The following is a 14,867-nucleotide window of genomic DNA, read 5'->3' on the forward strand; positions in this document are numbered from 1 at the left end:
AGACGATTAAGCTTGTGGGGCGTCTTCTAGGGCAAATTGCACCAGGCGATCCACCAATTGAGGGAAGGGAATGCCGCTTTGTTGCCATAACTGAGGGTACATACTCAGGGCCGTAAAACCAGGCAGGGTATTAATTTCGTTAATCAACACCGTCTGGGTCGCTTCCACATAGAAAAAATCTACCCGGGCAATGCCACGGCAGTCGAGGGCTTGGAAAGCTTTGATCGCGAGTTCTTGAATCTGTTGGGCGATCGCCGCTGGGATCTCGGCGGGAATGTGCATACTGGATTTCCCATCGGTATATTTCGTTTCGTAGTCGTAGAAATCACTGTCAAAGCGAATTTCCCCCACCACCGAGGCTTTCGGCTGATCATTGCCCAGAACGGCGCATTCTACTTCCCGGGCTGTTACCCCAGCTTCAACGATGATTCGACGGTCATATTCAGCGGCAAGATCCAACGCTTTTTCGAGTTCGTCACGGCTGCGCACTTTACTAATCCCCACAGAAGACCCCAGATTTGCTGGTTTGACGAACATTGGGTAGTTAAGCTGGGCTTCAATGTTGTCGCAGACTTTTGGGAAAACGCAAGGGCCAGACCACACTTCCGAACGCAGCACGCCCACATAATCCACCTGGGCCAGACCCGCTTGGGCAAAGACCATTTTCATCGCCAGTTTATCCATACCGGCGGCCGAACCGAGCACTTTACTCCCCACAAAGGGCTTTTCCATCAGGGTCAGCAGACCTTGGAGGGTACCATCTTCGCCATTGGGACCATGGACAATGGGAAACCACACATCAACGCTAGGAGCCGCTGGGGGAAATTGCCAACGACTGGCCGGATCAACGGTTTCTGCGGGGAGAGCTTTTCCGGCAGTGAGCACCTGTTGGGAAATCTCTGGGCCGTGCCAAATGCCATTGCGGTCGATGTAAAACGGGAGGAGTTCGTATTTTTCGGAGTTATCATCCTGGGCAAAGGCTTTGGCGATCGCTGCCGCTGAGACGATAGAAACATCATGTTCCCCAGATTTTCCCCCAAACAATAAACCAACCCGTTGCCGTGCCATCACGTTCTCCACCATAGATATCGGGATCATTATAGGGGCAAGGGGACGCCGCGAATGGCAAAATCGAGCAGTTCCATGGGATGCCATAGGGGAATTGTTTGGCCCTGTTGTTGGAGATGGTTCTGGATTTGCAGACTACAGCCTGGATTCGCCGAGGCGATCGCCTTTGCGCCAGTGTTTACGAGATTGCGAGCTTTGCGTTCTCCTAGTTCGGCAGCGATGTCCGGCTGGAGCAGGTTAAATACCCCGGCACTCCCGCAACAGAGATTATGTTCAGCGGGTTCACAGAGCTGCACATGGGGAATTTGCTGGAGCAGATCGCGCGGTTGGGCAGAAATTTTTTGGCCATGGAGCAGGTGACAAGCGTCCTGATAAACAAGAGGCAATGTGTCAGAGGTTAAAGGATTTAAAGGGGTCGTTAAACCCACCGTCGCGAGAAATTCCTGGGCATCGCGCACCTTGGCCGCAAAATTCTGGGCTTTTTGGGCATAAGCTGGGTCGTCCTGTAAAATTCGTCCGTATTCCTTGAGGGTATGGCCACAACCAGCGGCATTGATAATGATGTAATCGAGGTCTTGATCGGCAAAGCTATCGATCATCTGTCGCGCTAATTCTTGGGCTTGCTCCGTTTGTCCTTGGTGGGCCGGGAGCGCCGCACAACACCCCTGACTTTTGGGAATCACCACTTCGCAACCATTAGCCGTTAAAACCCTGGCCGTTGCCTCATTCACCGGAGAAAAGAATAACCGTTGGACGCAACCCAGCACCATGCCAACGCGATACCGTTTTTCTCCCTGGGCCGGAATCAGAGTGGGTAACGATTGTTTGCTGGCCTGGAGATTAACTTGGGGCAAAATCAACTCCATCGCCGCCAACCGGGGAATCAACTTCAAAATACCTAGTTTACGAACAAGCCACTGCAGACCCGAATTTTGGTAAAACCACAGCAATGGCAGCAGCAATTTTAGGCGCAAAGGATAGGGGAATAGGTTGAAAATCAGCCACCGAAATAGGCGATCGCCCAGGCTTCTGGTGTAGTTGCGCTCAATTTGCGCCCGCATCGAGGCCAGTAGTTCGTCATAACGGACCCCCGAAGGACAAGCCGAGGTACAGGCCAAGCAACCCAGACAACTATCGAAATGTTGCACCGTGGCGCTGTTAATTTCCGCCTCTCCCTTGGCGATCGCATCCATCAGGTAGATCCGACCCCGGGGAGAATCCATTTCAGAGCCGAGCACCCGATAACTCGGACAAGTATCCAAACAAAAGCCACAATGCACGCAACTGTCGATCACTCCCTGTTCTGGGGGAAGCTGCGGGTCAAAACCACCTAATTTTGTGTCAGAAAGGGTCATTGCTCGTCCAAAAACTACCTCAAACCACTATAGAAGTTTGCGACTCCGAGAAAAAACCTCCCAGGATAGGGAGGCAGAAAATCAACATGATTTGTAACGTCCTAAATGATTAACGGGTAATTCCCGGTTAAACACCTAACGACCTTGGGGGAAAACGTAGCCAACCCCCAGGGTGAGACCCACATCCGCATCATCGGCAAACCCAACATTGAGACCGACATTCCCCACAAAATCCCGTGAGAAACGGTAGTCAATGCCGCCAGTGGCCAAGAAGTCGGTGTCTCCAGAATCTGTGACTATGCCGGCGCCAACATAGGGATTGATGCGTCCCCGGGCCGCAAAGTCATAGGTAATTGGTAGCGTGACGGAGGTATCTCCCCCAAAATTGACGCCAGGGCGGAAGGATACGTTGTTTAGAATCGCAATTTTACTGATCACCGTGACTCCGTCATCGGCAACACTACGATCAGGATCGGTTAAACCGACATTTCCAGCAATACCAATGTAACTGTATTGATTTGTGGGAGTGATTTGGGCCTGGGCTGCACCAGCCGTGAGCATAACGCTACCTAGGCTAAGTAAAGCAACTATTGTTTTCATGATTGAGCACTCCTCAAAACGTTTGAAACTCGTCTGAAAAAGCCTCGCTTAGGAGAGCAAAATCAGGTGTTTGACAAGTTTCCTTACACTTCCATTGTAGGATTTTCGTTCAGGAGTTGGGGTGAGATAGCTGGGTATGGCTGCTTTATTCGGGGTTAATGCTGTCCCGTTGCCAAGCACCATATCGCTCGGCGTAGAAGGAAAGAATCGCTTCAAGTTGTTGGCGATCGCCTTGGGGGAGATCTGCTGGATAGTGGAGACGCATTTCCCCAATTTGGCTATGGAAGTAATTAAATTTTGGCGATCGCCGTAACTCTAATTCCACCTTTACCTGGGGCACCTGTTGTAGATGGGCCGCCACCTCCCGATAAATGGCCAGGGGCAGATCCTCCCGCCGCAAACATTCTGTGATCAGTTCTGTTACAGTGCCCGGAGTTGTCACAATTGCTGTCCTTTTCCACGTCAAACATTAGGAGCATTGTACCGTTTTGCCTGCTCCCCTTGGGGGGTAATATTTCGATGGTGATTGGCTTGTTTTCTGGACGAATTTAACCTTCTTCTAGGGTCGGAACAGTACGTTCTCCAGGATTACTCGCCACCGAAGTTTCATTGAGTTTTTTCTGAATCGTCATGCCGTACTGCTCCAGAGTGACAACGGGAACACCCCGATTAAAGGCGATCGCTTTTACAAGTACCTGACCATTGGCCACATAGTCTCCCACCTTCACATAGCGGCTAAAACGCTCATCGGGGGATTCCACCATGACATAATCAATCCCCCCTATTTGGACAACCCCAGTAACCTTGGTATTGCGGGCTGCTGTAGGCTCTGGTAGGGCAGGGAGAACCGGCGTAAAGTCCAGAGGTGGCGGTGGGGCGATCGCCACGGCTCCAGGGAGTGTACCTGGCGTAGTCTGTCCAGGGGTACCAGCGCCATTGGCTGTACCTGGGGCACCCGGTTGCGTACCAGAAGCAGTCGGTGTTGGTGTTGGTGCTGGGGGAGGCGCTAAAGTCACCTGGGGCACAATGGGAAGATCCGCAAAGGGATCTGGCCGACCTTCTGCGGTGGCTCGACGACGGGCATCCGGGTCAGTAGACGGAATCAGCACAGAAGATAATGTTTCTGTTGTGGGGGGGGCAAACAATTCAGCGTCTGGCTCCGGAGCTGGAGTTGGCGCTGTGGCTTGGGGAGTTTCAGGGGTCGGTTCATCACCGCCACCACCGGGCAATAGAGAGCAACTCCCGAGTGTTAAACCCACGGCAGCAAGGGGCAACAACAGAAATATTTGACGCATGGCGGCAACCTCAACACACAATTTTGGGGCAGGATATGGATGAAAATGAAGTTTTAAAAAGTTGCTTCCAGTGTAGAGGAAAGTGCCAGATTGATTCTGAATTAATTGGTGAAATTTAACGGTTACCGATTGATGGGACGAAAATCGGTTCCTTTGATCCTCGAAATACCCATGAGGAGTTACGCAAATGCTTGTTTTACACCACAGTCATTCCTGGGATGTTTCCCCTGCGATCGCCCGGGAGATTCAAACGTCACTACGACAATGGCTCCTGCTCCAAGATTGCTTACCTACAAAGGTCAAAACCATTGCTGGGGTTGATGTAGGCTTTGAGGAACGCTTCATGATCACACGGGCGGCGGTGGTGGTTTTATCATTTCCCGATTTGGAGATTATCGAAACGGCGATCGCCCGCTGCCCCACGTCCTTTCCCTACGTACCAGGGCTATTGTCGTTCCGGGAAATCCCTGCTATCTTAAACGCCTTAGAAAAAATCACACACCTGCCAGATTTATTGTTCTGTGATGGCCAAGGCTATGCCCATCCGCGCCGTTTGGGGTTAGCTTCTCACTTGGGTATCTTGTTAGATTTACCGACGATTGGGGTGGCAAAATCCCGCTATATTGGTACCCACCAGGACGTTCCCCTCGAAAAGGGACAGTGGGTGCCTTTACAGGATCACGATGAAACCATTGGCGCTGTGCTCCGGAGTCGGACGAAGGTGCGTCCCCTCTATATTTCTGTGGGCCATCGGGTCAGTTTAGCCACGGCCATTGATTTTGTCCTCGCCTGTACGCCGAAATATCGCCTCCTGGAACCCACTCGCTTGGCGGATAAACTGGCTTCTCGAAAACCTAATTTCCCATGAAAAATACCGCCTTTTGGCGGCATCGTTTTCCGTGAACTACCCCGCCGCAAACAGAGGGGCTTCCTACCCAAAGAACAGCTTTCTATTCCGAGGAATAGCGAGTCTTATATTCTGGCGATAGGCGGACTCCCCGGTTCCCGAGGACAAAAATCACGGTCACAAAAAATACTTTGTATGTGTCTAGCTTGGTTTTCGCTATCCGTTGCCGTGTCAACGACATAATTATAGAGCATTACGCCCCAAGGGGCGGGGATTTCAACCCTTTGCCGTTAAAAAGCCAATTAGTGGTTTAGGCGATCGCACAGGCACGACGGTAACACCACCGCAGCAAAGTGATTCCCAAAATAAATTTTGCGGCTTCTAGTACCCAATACAAACTGTGCCACACTGACATCTGTAAAGGCATCGTTGCCGTCCCATTGAGGCCAGTCATTTCTAAGCCAAAGCCAGCTAACTGAGGCGTAATCAAATAGGTATAAAGTAAAGCAATATTTAACAAAATGCTGGCAATGACGAGGGCATTTAAGGCTTGGCGATCGCCAAAGAGATGTTCAAATTTAAACCCAAAAAAGATTGTTAAAATCCCGGCGGCACAGACCACCTCTAAACGGTTAAACACCCCAAACAAAACATATCCCGTGCTGATAAAACCGCTGTCGGCCATCATCCCGGTCATTGACAACACAGGAATGATTACAAAATCGAGGAGGAAAGAGGCACTCAACCAAAACCCCAAGATTGTCATGACAATAGCCGATAAGTTGAGGGAAAATGGTTGCTTTTTGAGGGCGTCGTTGAACATGGTTTCTTCTCCCGAAACGGGGCCTTACTTTTTTTAGCTTAAAAGCTCAGGGAACCCCATCGAAAGCATCGCCCCAAAACGACATAATCTAGTAATACTCTTTCATAAATCGCAATAATTTATACGGTCTCTAGGCGGACTCGCCAGCATGGTAGGAACTACGCACCAGAGGCCCTGAACGCACATGGGAAAAACCCATTTCCTGGGCGATCGCCCCTAGGTGTTCAAATTCCGCTGGTGTCCAATATTTTTGTACCGGTAAATGAGCGAGAGAAGGGCGCATATATTGGCCTAGGGTGAGGCGATCGCACCCCACCGCCCGTAAATCCCGTAATGCTTGGATAATTTCTGTTTCCGTTTCCCCATGGCCGAGCATTAAGCCTGATTTCGTCGGGATCTCAGGATTGTACGCTTTTACCAATTCCAAAACCCGGAGCGATCGCCCATACTTTGCCCCCCGACGCACGGGACCCTGGAGCCGTTCTACCGTTTCAATGTTGTGGTTATAACAAGTCGGTTGCGCTGCCACCACTGTTTTGACCCGTTCTGCCTGGGCTGTCTCTGCCCCTTTTCCACTCCAAAAATCCGGGGTCAGCACTTCAATTTGTGTCCCTGGATTTTCCGCCCGGATCGCTGCCATCACCGCCATAAACCAGCCGGCTCCCCCATCGGCAAGATCGTCCCGTGCCACCGATGTCAACACCACATAACTCAGTCCCAACAGCCGCACCGACTCTGCCACCTTTTGGGGTTCCTGGGGGTCAAGGGGGAGGGGAATTTGGCCTTTATCCACCTGACAAAACGCGCAGGCCCTAGTACATACTTGCCCCATTAATAAAAATGTTGCGGTTCGATTGGCGTAACACTCACCCCGATTCGGGCATTTTCCCTCCTCACAGATGGTATGAATGCCCCGTTGTTTAATGATTCGCTGTACCGTCGAGATCTCACTCGCTTTACCAAGGGGAGCTTTGACCCAATTGGGCATGGGCAAAATCGGGACGTTGGAGGAGTGAGGCGCAGAAGGAGCCATAATTTTTATAAAAACACTGTTGAGAGATGTTCTGGAATTTTTAGAATTAGTTTACTGAAAATCCAGCTAACCCAACATCCCTAGGCGTGGGGCTAACCCCGTGGGCAACATCACGGTGGCTTCAGGCCGATGAGTATGTCAAACTGAGAAAAACTCAATCGCTTAACTGCTAAATGATCGTAGATTTTGGTCGAAGCCTCTAAACTTTTTACCAAGTCCACGCCATCATAGAGACGACCCAGTCAGCTATTTTATGTTGTGAAGGAGTATGTTGTGACCCACAAAATCCTAGTGATTGACGACAGCAAAGTGATCCGCATGCGGGTTAAGGATATGCTGCCAGAGGGGAATTTTGAAGTCATTGAGGCCAAGAATGGACTTGAGGGTTTCAATCTTATCAATACGGAACATCCCAATCTGATCATGTTGGATTTTCTCCTGCCGAAGATGAGCGGCTGGGAAGTATACCAAGAAATTCAAAAGCGCCCGGAACTAAAGGCGATCCCTTTGGTGCTAATGTCTGGCCGCAAGGAAGAAGTCACCGAAAAGCTACCGGAACCCTTTGAACTGTTTTCCTTCATCGAGAAGCCCTTTGACCAAAAGCAACTGATCAACGCCATCAAAGATGCAATGGCGAAGGCTAGAAAGCACGCACAGACAATCCCAGAGGCTCCCCTTGCTTCCCTCAGTGCGAGCACAACGGGGAATCCAATGGCATCAGAAATTGTGGCGTTGCAGGCGAAGGTGAACGCCCTCCAAGGGGAAATCGATCTGCTCAGAAAACAAATGGCACAGTTGGTTAGTTTTGTGAAACAAAAGCTGAAGTAGGCTCGCTAAACTGAACCAGTATTCTTGGCCAAAGGTCAATGGCGACAACATCAAGGGATAGTAATTTCGATGGGCGCACAGCTTTATTCTTTAGTTAAGGTGTTGGTGATTTCGGCGGCGGGGGCGGCGTTAATTAAGTATGGCTTGCCCTATGGTTTTGGCTTGGGGGCGATCGCCTCATCTAATGGCGGTGCTGTGGCGGCGATTTTACTACCGGCGCTGGTGATGGCCGGGCTATTGTGGTGGCGGAGTATGTCCCAGACTTCCTAAATGGGTAAGGGTTAGTCAAAACTAAGACATAATCAAAACAACAGCACTAACTTGAGGCGTGTGAGTAACGTGGATTTTCGGAAATGGAGCGGCTTCATTGTTCTTCTGAGTTCCCTTTATATTCTCTGGCAAATTAAAGCGTTTTTACTGTTGTTACTCACGGCGGTGATCCTGGCCAATGCTCTCAATGTGCTGGTGATCAAGCTACAAACCTGGGGCGATCGCCTCGCGGCCCGTTTCAACCAACCCCTCCTGCGAATTGGACGCTCCTTTGCGGTCTTTACGGCCCTATTTCTTGTGGCATTAATCCTATGGCTTGCTTTAACCATCGTTATTCCACCTTTTATTGGCCAGTTCCAAATTCTGTTTAGCAAGCTCAACACAGGCTTCTATGAAATTGATGGGTGGTTAGATGCACAAATTCTCAGAATTGAAGAGAACTTTGGCTTGCAGATCAGCGAACAGTTACCGAACTTCGATGAGGTTATTCCACAACTCTCCACCCTCCTTAATGAGCTACTCAATCGTGGCTGGAGTCTATTTTCCGACTCCCTCAAGGTGCTTTTGAATGTCTTGTTGCTCACGGTTTTAACCTTGATGTTTCTAGCAGATCCCCAACCCTATCGCCAGGGATTTATTCGTTTGTTTCCGTCCTTTTATCGGCGGCGAGCAGACGAAATTTTGACCCTTTGTGACGCAGATCTCAAGGGCTGGGTAGCGGGCATTATGTTTAATATGTTTTGCATTGGTGTGTTGAGCTATGTGGGCCTCTTGATTTTGGGGTTGTCATTGGCTTTACCCCAGGCAATTTTGGCTGGTTTACTAACCTTTATTCCCAATATTGGCCCCGCTTTGAGCGTGATTCCCCCCATCCTCATTGCTCTGTTGGAAGCTCCATGGAAAATCTGGGCAGTTTTGATCTTATATTTTGTAATTCAGCAGGTAGAGGGGAATGTTTTGACCCCCTGGGTGATGGCTCGGCAAGTATCCCTACTCCCCGCCGTAACGCTTCTGGCGCAGGTTTTGTTTGCTGTGACATTGCAGTTGGGTTTTTTGGGGCTATTTTTGGCATTGCCCCTGGCAGTTATCGGCCAAGTAATCGTTCGGGAAGTCTTGATCAAAGATATTTTAGACCCTTGGCAAGCGAAGGAAGAAGGCCAAGTATTGGCCATGGTTTCTGGAATTGTAGATATTGAATCCAGTCAATCAGTAGCCGCAGAACCAAGGGGAAAAACGCCAGAATTGCCGACGGACCATCCGCCGGAGTCCCCCAGTTAAGGAAAACTTTGTGTACCCTTGTTAAGAGTGATTTTATTTCTGGTTGAGGAATTTGATGTATGGGCGCGTCCCGGAGTGATTGGCGATCGCCAGTGGTCTTAAGTCTAGTTGTAAGCTGTGCTGTGAGCCTCAGTGGCTGTGGTGGTCAACCGCCCCAAGCCCAAACTCCCCAGGGAGTACCGGTGAAATTCGAAACCTTAGACCCCGATCTGCTCGCCACCACCACTGAATATGTGGGGGTTTTAGAAGCTGATAATCTCGTTACCCTGAAACCAGAAGTAGACGGCATTGTCCAAGCCATTCAAATCCAAGAGGGGGATACGGTCGCGGCGGGAACACCTATTTTGACCCTCAAGTCAGAGCGCAGCCAGGCTTCTTTGCAACAGGCGATCGGCGGGGTAGAAGCAGCCCGGGCGGCCCAAACCAATGCCGAAGCCCAACTCAGTGCCGTCAATGCGGAAAAGCTCGAAGCCCAGGCCGATTTAAAACTCCGAGAACAAGATCTTCAACGGATTAAAAGCCTCGTGGATACCGGAGCTTTACCCAAGCGGGATCTCGACCAGAGCCAACGGGATCTAGAGGTGGCCAAGGCGCGACTAAATACCATTAATCAACGGATCAAAGCTGCCCAAGCGAGCGTGAACCAGGCCAAAGCTAATCTCCGCCAATCAAATAATACGGTGGCGATCGCCAACGAAGACCTCCGGGAAACTCAAGTAACAGCCCCCGTTACCGGCATCATTGGCGACTTAACCGTTCAACCAGGAGACTACCTCGAACGGGGAGCCACCATTGGCACCATTGCCCAAAATACGCGCCTTAGCCTCAACTTTTTTGTCCCCATCGAGCAGGCTGCTGATCTTCGTCTCTCCCTACCTGTCGAGCTGATTGACTATCGCACCCTAGAAACCGTAGGTCGGGGCCAAGTAAGTTTTATTTCCCCGGAAGTAGACCTTGCATCCCAAACCATCCTGGCGAAGGCCAGCTTTGATAACCCTGACAATCGCCTTTTCACAGGACAACAGGTCAAAGCCAAACTCATTCTGAGTCAGCAAACGGGAGTTTCGGTTCCCGTCACCGCTGTGTCACGCATTGGCGCAGAAACCTTTGTCTTCGTCACTGCCCCCAATCCCGACGCCCAAGGGGAAAATGATCCGCCTTTAATTGCTGTGCAAAAACCCGTCACTTTAGGGGCCATTGAAGGCGATCGCTATCAAGTGCTAGAAGGCTTAACCACCGGAGAACAGGTGATTACCACGGGCATTCTCAATTTGACCGATGGCACCCCTGTCTTCCCCCAAACCGAGGAAGTCTTCTAGTAAAGCGCGAGAAGCTAGTTAATGCCGATCACATATTTGCGCCATTCGTGGTTGAGATCGTCCCGAGTGTATTTTAAAAGCTCGAAATAGAGGCTACTGTGGGGTTTGCGCGGCTGGATCAATAACTCCATTTCCGCTTCTTTGGGGGTGCGATTGCCCTTGCGCACATTGCAACGCATACAGGCGGTGACGAGGTTTTCCCAACTGTCTACGCCGCCCCGCGATCGCGGAATAATGTGGTCGAGGGTCAGTTGTTCGCCGCGCTTACGACAATATTGGCAGGTGTGGCGATCGCGTTCCAGAATATTTTTACGGGTCAGGGGAATCTCGCGGTAGGGCACTTTAATGTAGTGGCGCAGGCGAATGACGGTGGGGAGAGGAAAATTCTGGTAAATGACGCGGCCATTGTGTTCTAGGCTTTCGGCCTTGTCTTTGAGCAACAACACCACTGCCCGACGCCAACTGGTAATGTTGAGCGGTTCATAGGAGGCATTTAGCACCAATACCTTGGCCATATTCTCTGCGTAATGTTTAAAAGAAAGACGCTAGACTCAATATTTCCGCCTATGCTAGCACAGCTCTCAAAGACAGGGGGGCGTTGTCGCCATGGAGGCCATTACGCCACAATTTGTGTATATCCTTGATGATTTAAACTTTTTTCAATGAAAATTGCGATTACCGGTGCAACAGGTCTTGTGGGGCAACGCTTAGTTGAACGCTTGTACCCTACCCATGAGCTTTTAGTCTTGACCCGCAGCGAGGCCAAAGCCCAAGGTATTTTTCCAGCCTCAGCCTATCCGAAGCTCAAGATTGTGGCCTATATGCCCACGGAATCAGGCCCCTGGCAAGACTGTATTTCTGGCTGCGATGCGGTGGTGAATCTGGCCGGGGCTCCCATTGCAGAACAACGCTGGACACCCAGCTATAAGCAAGAAATTCGCCACAGTCGCCAGGGGGGAACAGAAAAAATCGTTGAGGCGATCGCCAAAGCCGCCCAAAAACCCCAGGTACTCATTAATCCCTCTGCTGTCGGCTATTACGGCACCAGTGAAACCGCCACCTACACTGAAACGAGTCCTCCCGGTAACGACTTCCTCGCAGACGTTTGTCAAGCCTGGGAAGCGGCGGCCCTAGAAGCCCAAAACCACGGCACTCGCACCGTCATTCTCCGGTTTGGGATTGTCCTTGCCAAGGAAGGAGGCGCCCTCGCAAAGATGATTCTCGCTTTCAATACCTTTGTCGGTGGCCCCCTTGGTACAGGGAAGCAGTGGGTCTCTTGGATCCACCGCGATGACCTTGTTAGCTTGATTGAAATGGCCCTCACCCGCGCCGATTGGCAAGGTATCTACAACGGCACTGCCCCCAATCCAGTCACCATGGAAACCCTGGCCCAAACCTTAGGCTCCGTGATGAAACGCCCGGCTTGGCTACCTGTCCCCGGCTTTGTTTTAGAATTACTCCTCAGTGATGGTGCAAAGGTCGTCTTAGAAGGGCAAAAAGTGCTCCCCAAACGGACTGAGGAGGCCGGTTTCCAGTTTAAATTTTCTGATCTCAAAGCCGCTCTGATCGATTTACTGGTTAATTAGATCCTCAGTAGCATGACGATCCATCCATACTTTTTAGGGTTGGCACCCTATTATTTTTAATCAAGATTTATCGTTCTTTTTTAACAAATCATGTCTGAAATTATCACTGCCGCAGTAAGCGATCGCATTTGTAACCACATGAACAAAGACCATGGCGACGCGGTTCTCCTTTATGCAAAGCATTTTGGCCAGTGTCATCGTGCAGAAGCCGCAAAAATGTTGTCCCTTGATGAAACGGGGATGGCCCTTGAAGTGACTGACACAACCGGCACAGAAGCGGTACGGATTCCTTTCCCCAAAACCTTGGCCAACGCGAAAGAAGCTCACACTGTTTTAGTAGAAATGATGCAAGCGGCCCAAGCTGATCCCACCTAAGTAAACTCCCAGCAACTTGAATCATAGTTTGTTTAAAACCGCCGATCTCAAGCACTCTGTGGGGGATGGGCGGTTTCTGAGTGGCCTGACACATCTCAAAATTTTATAAAAATTTAAGAATCATGTCCTTTACAGTATGCGTTCCATTTAATTGGTTACTCTAAAGTCAGTTCAATGCGCCATATCCCAAAGCAAACGAGCGCTTGTGGCTAAGGATCTCCTGACTTATGAAAGCGACCCCTAGATTTTTCTCTTCACTGTTTATCACCGTTACGATGAGCTTTTTGGCGCCGATGGTGATTTGCGGTTTACTTTTGACTCTCTGTGCAGCGGTGGGGATTTTCCCTGGGGTAACCGTTGAACTGTTAACGGATGCCTTTAGTAATATCCTTAAAGTGTTTGGCAATGGACGCATTTGGGAAGGGGTCTTGGTCATTGCGATCGCCTGTGGTTTTGTCGGCGGTATGTTTGAAACCTTTAACTTTTACTATTACCAAAACATGAACTGAGGAACTAAATCCCTGGGGGCGACCGTCTTAGGACATAACGGAAAATTACGATTGGTTACCATGGAAATAGGTAAATTCTTGGTTTGTCATCCAATCTACCTTCCCTATTAAAAACAGCCACAGGAACACAAGCATCATGTTGCATCGCCGGAAAAAACGCTGGATGTATGGTCTATTAGCCTGCATTGTCGCGATCAGCGTCAACCTTGCGACACCCACCGTAAGCCAGGCGGGTTTTTTTGAAAATCTTTTACGGGGCGTTTTGATCTGGGGGGTACAGAGTTATCAAATCTCCAATCTCTCGGATGCCCAGGAACAGGACTTTGGTCAACAAATTCACAATGAACTGACCCGTTCCGGCCAGGTAAAACTCTATCAAAATCAGCGGGTTGTAAGTTACATCAACGAAATTGGTCAACGCCTCGCTCGCCAAAGTACACGCCCCAATTTAAATTACAGATTCTTTGTCGTAGAAGATGACAGTGTGAATGCCTTTGCCACCATGGGGGGCTACAACTACGTCAACACAGGACTGATAAAAACCGCCGCCAATGAGGCAGAACTTGCCAGTGTGATTGGCCATGAAATTGGTCACATTGCGGCGAAACATTCCCTAGAACAGATGAGAATGCAGGCACGGAACCAGGGGATTCTGGCGGCGACGGGCTTGGATAGTAGTCAGATTGTTCAGTTGGGGGTGGCGATCGCCGTTGATTATCCCAACAGTCGCAGCGACGAAACGGAAGCAGATGATCTCGGATTTAATATGTTGACCCGGGCCGGTTATGCCCCAGAGGCGATGGCTTCCTTTATGAAAAAGTTAATGGCTGCCAACAGTGGTGGCGGTCGTCCCCCTGAATTTTTGAGTACCCACCCAGCCACCAATGATCGGATTGCTCGACTTCAAAATAAAGCAGCTCGTTATGCTGGTAATCCCCAAGGCTCGCTCTACGCGGAGGGGTTAAATCAGCAACGTTATCGGAGTCGGATGTCGCCCCTGCTTTAAATTCTTTGGTCTTAACTCAGTTTTTTAGGCGATCGCTCTTCCCCCGGGCGATCGCCTTGTGTGTGTACCGATGGGCAAAAAAATCCCCCATGGTGTTGGGGGAATAGCAAATCCTGCTTTATGGATGAAAGTAAGACTGTTAACGGCCGCCGCCCTGTTTTTGTTTGAGGATATCGAACATGGCATCCTGAATTTGTTCCTGGAGAGTCGGGTTATTGGGCAACTGATTACTAATGCGATTAAAGGTGCTGCGGGGCATAATATCGTCGATGAGATTGGGCAAGACATTGTTGCAGTAGTTGCGTACTTTCCCAATGGCAGCACGGTTATTGAGGCGGTTAATGCTTTGGGGCTGATCGCAGCGAATTTCCCAGTCCGGTTTGCGGCCAATGAGATTTTCGACTTCCAGCAGGAGATTATCCATGCTGTTGTTGCCGTAGATCGCCAGATAAGCCTCGGCATAGCGATTGATGTCTGCGGTGCTCGGTTGTTGGGCGATCGCCTGATTTTGCCAGCCAAGAATTTCCGGTTTGAGGGTTAATTGGGGGGCTAGCCCCAAGCCCAGGGAGCTGAGGGTGAGGCAACTGCCCAGCAGATAATCTTGGAAGCGACGGGGTAAAAGCATAATGACCGATGGGGAATAAAAATCAGCGATGGCAAATTTTAAACGTATTC

General features: G+C 50.2%; 18 protein-coding genes. 9 read left to right on the forward strand and 9 right to left on the reverse strand.

Annotated elements, in window-relative coordinates:
* Positions 1–6 precede the first annotated feature (6 nt).
* The 5 genes from AWQ21_RS08330 to AWQ21_RS08350 all read right to left on the reverse strand — a co-directional run bounded on the left by AWQ21_RS08330 (position 7) and on the right by AWQ21_RS08350 (position 4,318).
* Positions 7–1,068, reverse strand: coding sequence for a D-alanine--D-alanine ligase family protein (locus AWQ21_RS08330; RefSeq protein ID WP_065714140.1), 1,062 nt, complete (start codon positions 1,066–1,068; stop codon positions 7–9).
* Positions 1,069–1,097: 29 nt separating this feature from the next.
* Positions 1,098–2,423 carry a (Fe-S)-binding protein gene (locus tag AWQ21_RS08335; RefSeq protein ID WP_065714141.1) on the reverse strand — a complete coding sequence of 442 codons (1,326 nt, stop codon included), beginning with the start codon at positions 2,421–2,423 and terminating at the stop codon, positions 1,098–1,100.
* A gap of 135 nt (positions 2,424–2,558) precedes the next feature.
* Positions 2,559–3,023: a hypothetical protein gene (locus AWQ21_RS08340; RefSeq protein ID WP_157094722.1), complete on the reverse strand. Its 465-nt coding sequence runs from the start codon at positions 3,021–3,023 to the stop codon at positions 2,559–2,561.
* 145 nt (positions 3,024–3,168) lie between these two features.
* Positions 3,169–3,465, reverse strand: coding sequence for a hypothetical protein (locus AWQ21_RS08345; protein ID WP_232314926.1), 297 nt, complete (start codon positions 3,463–3,465; stop codon positions 3,169–3,171).
* A gap of 106 nt (positions 3,466–3,571) precedes the next feature.
* Positions 3,572–4,318, reverse strand: a complete 747-nt coding sequence (locus tag AWQ21_RS08350) for a hypothetical protein (RefSeq protein WP_157094723.1) — start codon at positions 4,316–4,318, stop codon at positions 3,572–3,574.
* Positions 4,319–4,505: 187 nt separating this feature from the next.
* Here AWQ21_RS08350 and nfi point away from each other — a divergent pair, with 187 nt between their 5' ends.
* The gene (gene nfi / locus AWQ21_RS08355) at positions 4,506–5,186 is read left to right on the forward strand and encodes a deoxyribonuclease V (protein ID WP_065714144.1); all 681 of its coding nucleotides are present in this window, start codon (positions 4,506–4,508) and stop codon (positions 5,184–5,186) included.
* A gap of 289 nt (positions 5,187–5,475) precedes the next feature.
* Here the strand turns inward: nfi and AWQ21_RS08360 are convergent, their stop codons facing one another.
* Together AWQ21_RS08360 and lipA are read right to left on the reverse strand one after the other, a co-directional pair.
* On the reverse strand, positions 5,476–5,988 hold the full coding sequence (locus AWQ21_RS08360) for a hypothetical protein (RefSeq protein ID WP_065714145.1): 513 nt from the start codon (positions 5,986–5,988) through the stop codon (positions 5,476–5,478).
* A 130-nt stretch (positions 5,989–6,118) separates the two neighbouring features.
* Positions 6,119–7,021, reverse strand: a complete 903-nt coding sequence (gene lipA / locus AWQ21_RS08365) for a lipoyl synthase (RefSeq protein WP_065714146.1) — start codon at positions 7,019–7,021, stop codon at positions 6,119–6,121.
* Between the two features lie 318 nt (positions 7,022–7,339).
* On the opposite strand from lipA, the gene AWQ21_RS08370 reads away from it, so the two are divergent.
* The 4 genes from AWQ21_RS08370 (at position 7,340) to AWQ21_RS08385 (ending at position 10,716) form a co-directional block, all read left to right on the forward strand.
* On the forward strand, positions 7,340–7,849 hold the full coding sequence (locus tag AWQ21_RS08370) for a response regulator (protein WP_065715275.1): 510 nt from the start codon (positions 7,340–7,342) through the stop codon (positions 7,847–7,849).
* A gap of 69 nt (positions 7,850–7,918) precedes the next feature.
* Complete coding sequence (locus AWQ21_RS08375; protein WP_065714147.1) at positions 7,919–8,119, forward strand: hypothetical protein; 201 nt, start codon at positions 7,919–7,921, stop codon at positions 8,117–8,119.
* Positions 8,120–8,179: 60 nt separating this feature from the next.
* Positions 8,180–9,397, forward strand: a complete 1,218-nt coding sequence (locus AWQ21_RS08380; protein WP_232314927.1) for an AI-2E family transporter — start codon at positions 8,180–8,182, stop codon at positions 9,395–9,397.
* A gap of 59 nt (positions 9,398–9,456) precedes the next feature.
* Complete coding sequence (locus AWQ21_RS08385) at positions 9,457–10,716, forward strand: efflux RND transporter periplasmic adaptor subunit (protein WP_083997991.1); 1,260 nt, start codon at positions 9,457–9,459, stop codon at positions 10,714–10,716.
* A gap of 14 nt (positions 10,717–10,730) precedes the next feature.
* Here AWQ21_RS08385 and AWQ21_RS08390 read toward each other — a convergent pair whose 3' ends face one another.
* Positions 10,731–11,231: an HNH endonuclease gene (locus tag AWQ21_RS08390; RefSeq protein ID WP_012307187.1), complete on the reverse strand. Its 501-nt coding sequence runs from the start codon at positions 11,229–11,231 to the stop codon at positions 10,731–10,733.
* Between the two features lie 147 nt (positions 11,232–11,378).
* Here AWQ21_RS08390 and AWQ21_RS08395 point away from each other — a divergent pair, with 147 nt between their 5' ends.
* From AWQ21_RS08395 to AWQ21_RS08410, 4 genes are all read left to right on the forward strand, one after another.
* Positions 11,379–12,302, forward strand: a complete 924-nt coding sequence (locus AWQ21_RS08395; protein ID WP_065714150.1) for a TIGR01777 family oxidoreductase — start codon at positions 11,379–11,381, stop codon at positions 12,300–12,302.
* Positions 12,303–12,392: 90 nt separating this feature from the next.
* Complete coding sequence (locus tag AWQ21_RS08400) at positions 12,393–12,677, forward strand: DUF2470 domain-containing protein (protein WP_065714151.1); 285 nt, start codon at positions 12,393–12,395, stop codon at positions 12,675–12,677.
* Between the two features lie 275 nt (positions 12,678–12,952).
* The gene (locus AWQ21_RS08405; protein WP_232314928.1) at positions 12,953–13,186 is read left to right on the forward strand and encodes a hypothetical protein; all 234 of its coding nucleotides are present in this window, start codon (positions 12,953–12,955) and stop codon (positions 13,184–13,186) included.
* A gap of 136 nt (positions 13,187–13,322) precedes the next feature.
* On the forward strand, positions 13,323–14,192 hold the full coding sequence (locus AWQ21_RS08410; RefSeq protein ID WP_065714153.1) for a M48 family metallopeptidase: 870 nt from the start codon (positions 13,323–13,325) through the stop codon (positions 14,190–14,192).
* 139 nt (positions 14,193–14,331) lie between these two features.
* Here AWQ21_RS08410 and AWQ21_RS08415 read toward each other — a convergent pair whose 3' ends face one another.
* On the reverse strand, positions 14,332–14,817 hold the full coding sequence (locus tag AWQ21_RS08415) for a DUF4168 domain-containing protein (RefSeq protein ID WP_065714154.1): 486 nt from the start codon (positions 14,815–14,817) through the stop codon (positions 14,332–14,334).
* Positions 14,818–14,867 lie beyond the last annotated feature (50 nt).

Origin of the sequence: Picosynechococcus sp. PCC 7003 (assembly GCF_001693255.1) — a bacterium.
Taxonomy (GTDB): Bacteria; Cyanobacteriota; Cyanobacteriia; order Cyanobacteriales; family MRBY01; genus MRBY01.

Coding starts and splice junctions, on each gene's coding strand:
- AWQ21_RS08335 (WP_065714141.1), bottom strand. CDS start 2,423: ATGACCCTTTCTGACACAAAATTAGGTGGTTTTGACCCGCAGCTTCCC.
- AWQ21_RS08395 (WP_065714150.1), top strand. CDS start 11,379: ATGAAAATTGCGATTACCGGTGCAACAGGTCTTGTGGGGCAACGCTTA.
- AWQ21_RS08410 (WP_065714153.1), top strand. CDS start 13,323: ATGTTGCATCGCCGGAAAAAACGCTGGATGTATGGTCTATTAGCCTGC.
- AWQ21_RS08330 (WP_065714140.1), bottom strand. CDS start 1,068: ATGGCACGGCAACGGGTTGGTTTATTGTTTGGGGGAAAATCTGGGGAA.
- AWQ21_RS08400 (WP_065714151.1), top strand. CDS start 12,393: ATGTCTGAAATTATCACTGCCGCAGTAAGCGATCGCATTTGTAACCAC.
- AWQ21_RS08390 (WP_012307187.1), bottom strand. CDS start 11,231: ATGGCCAAGGTATTGGTGCTAAATGCCTCCTATGAACCGCTCAACATT.
- AWQ21_RS08350 (WP_157094723.1), bottom strand. CDS start 4,318: ATGCGTCAAATATTTCTGTTGTTGCCCCTTGCTGCCGTGGGTTTAACA.
- nfi (WP_065714144.1), top strand. CDS start 4,506: ATGCTTGTTTTACACCACAGTCATTCCTGGGATGTTTCCCCTGCGATC.
- AWQ21_RS08360 (WP_065714145.1), bottom strand. CDS start 5,988: ATGTTCAACGACGCCCTCAAAAAGCAACCATTTTCCCTCAACTTATCG.
- AWQ21_RS08415 (WP_065714154.1), bottom strand. CDS start 14,817: ATGCTTTTACCCCGTCGCTTCCAAGATTATCTGCTGGGCAGTTGCCTC.
- lipA (WP_065714146.1), bottom strand. CDS start 7,021: ATGGCTCCTTCTGCGCCTCACTCCTCCAACGTCCCGATTTTGCCCATG.
- AWQ21_RS08340 (WP_157094722.1), bottom strand. CDS start 3,023: ATGAAAACAATAGTTGCTTTACTTAGCCTAGGTAGCGTTATGCTCACG.
- AWQ21_RS08405 (WP_232314928.1), top strand. CDS start 12,953: ATGAGCTTTTTGGCGCCGATGGTGATTTGCGGTTTACTTTTGACTCTC.
- AWQ21_RS08385 (WP_083997991.1), top strand. CDS start 9,457: ATGGGCGCGTCCCGGAGTGATTGGCGATCGCCAGTGGTCTTAAGTCTA.
- AWQ21_RS08370 (WP_065715275.1), top strand. CDS start 7,340: ATGCGGGTTAAGGATATGCTGCCAGAGGGGAATTTTGAAGTCATTGAG.
- AWQ21_RS08375 (WP_065714147.1), top strand. CDS start 7,919: ATGGGCGCACAGCTTTATTCTTTAGTTAAGGTGTTGGTGATTTCGGCG.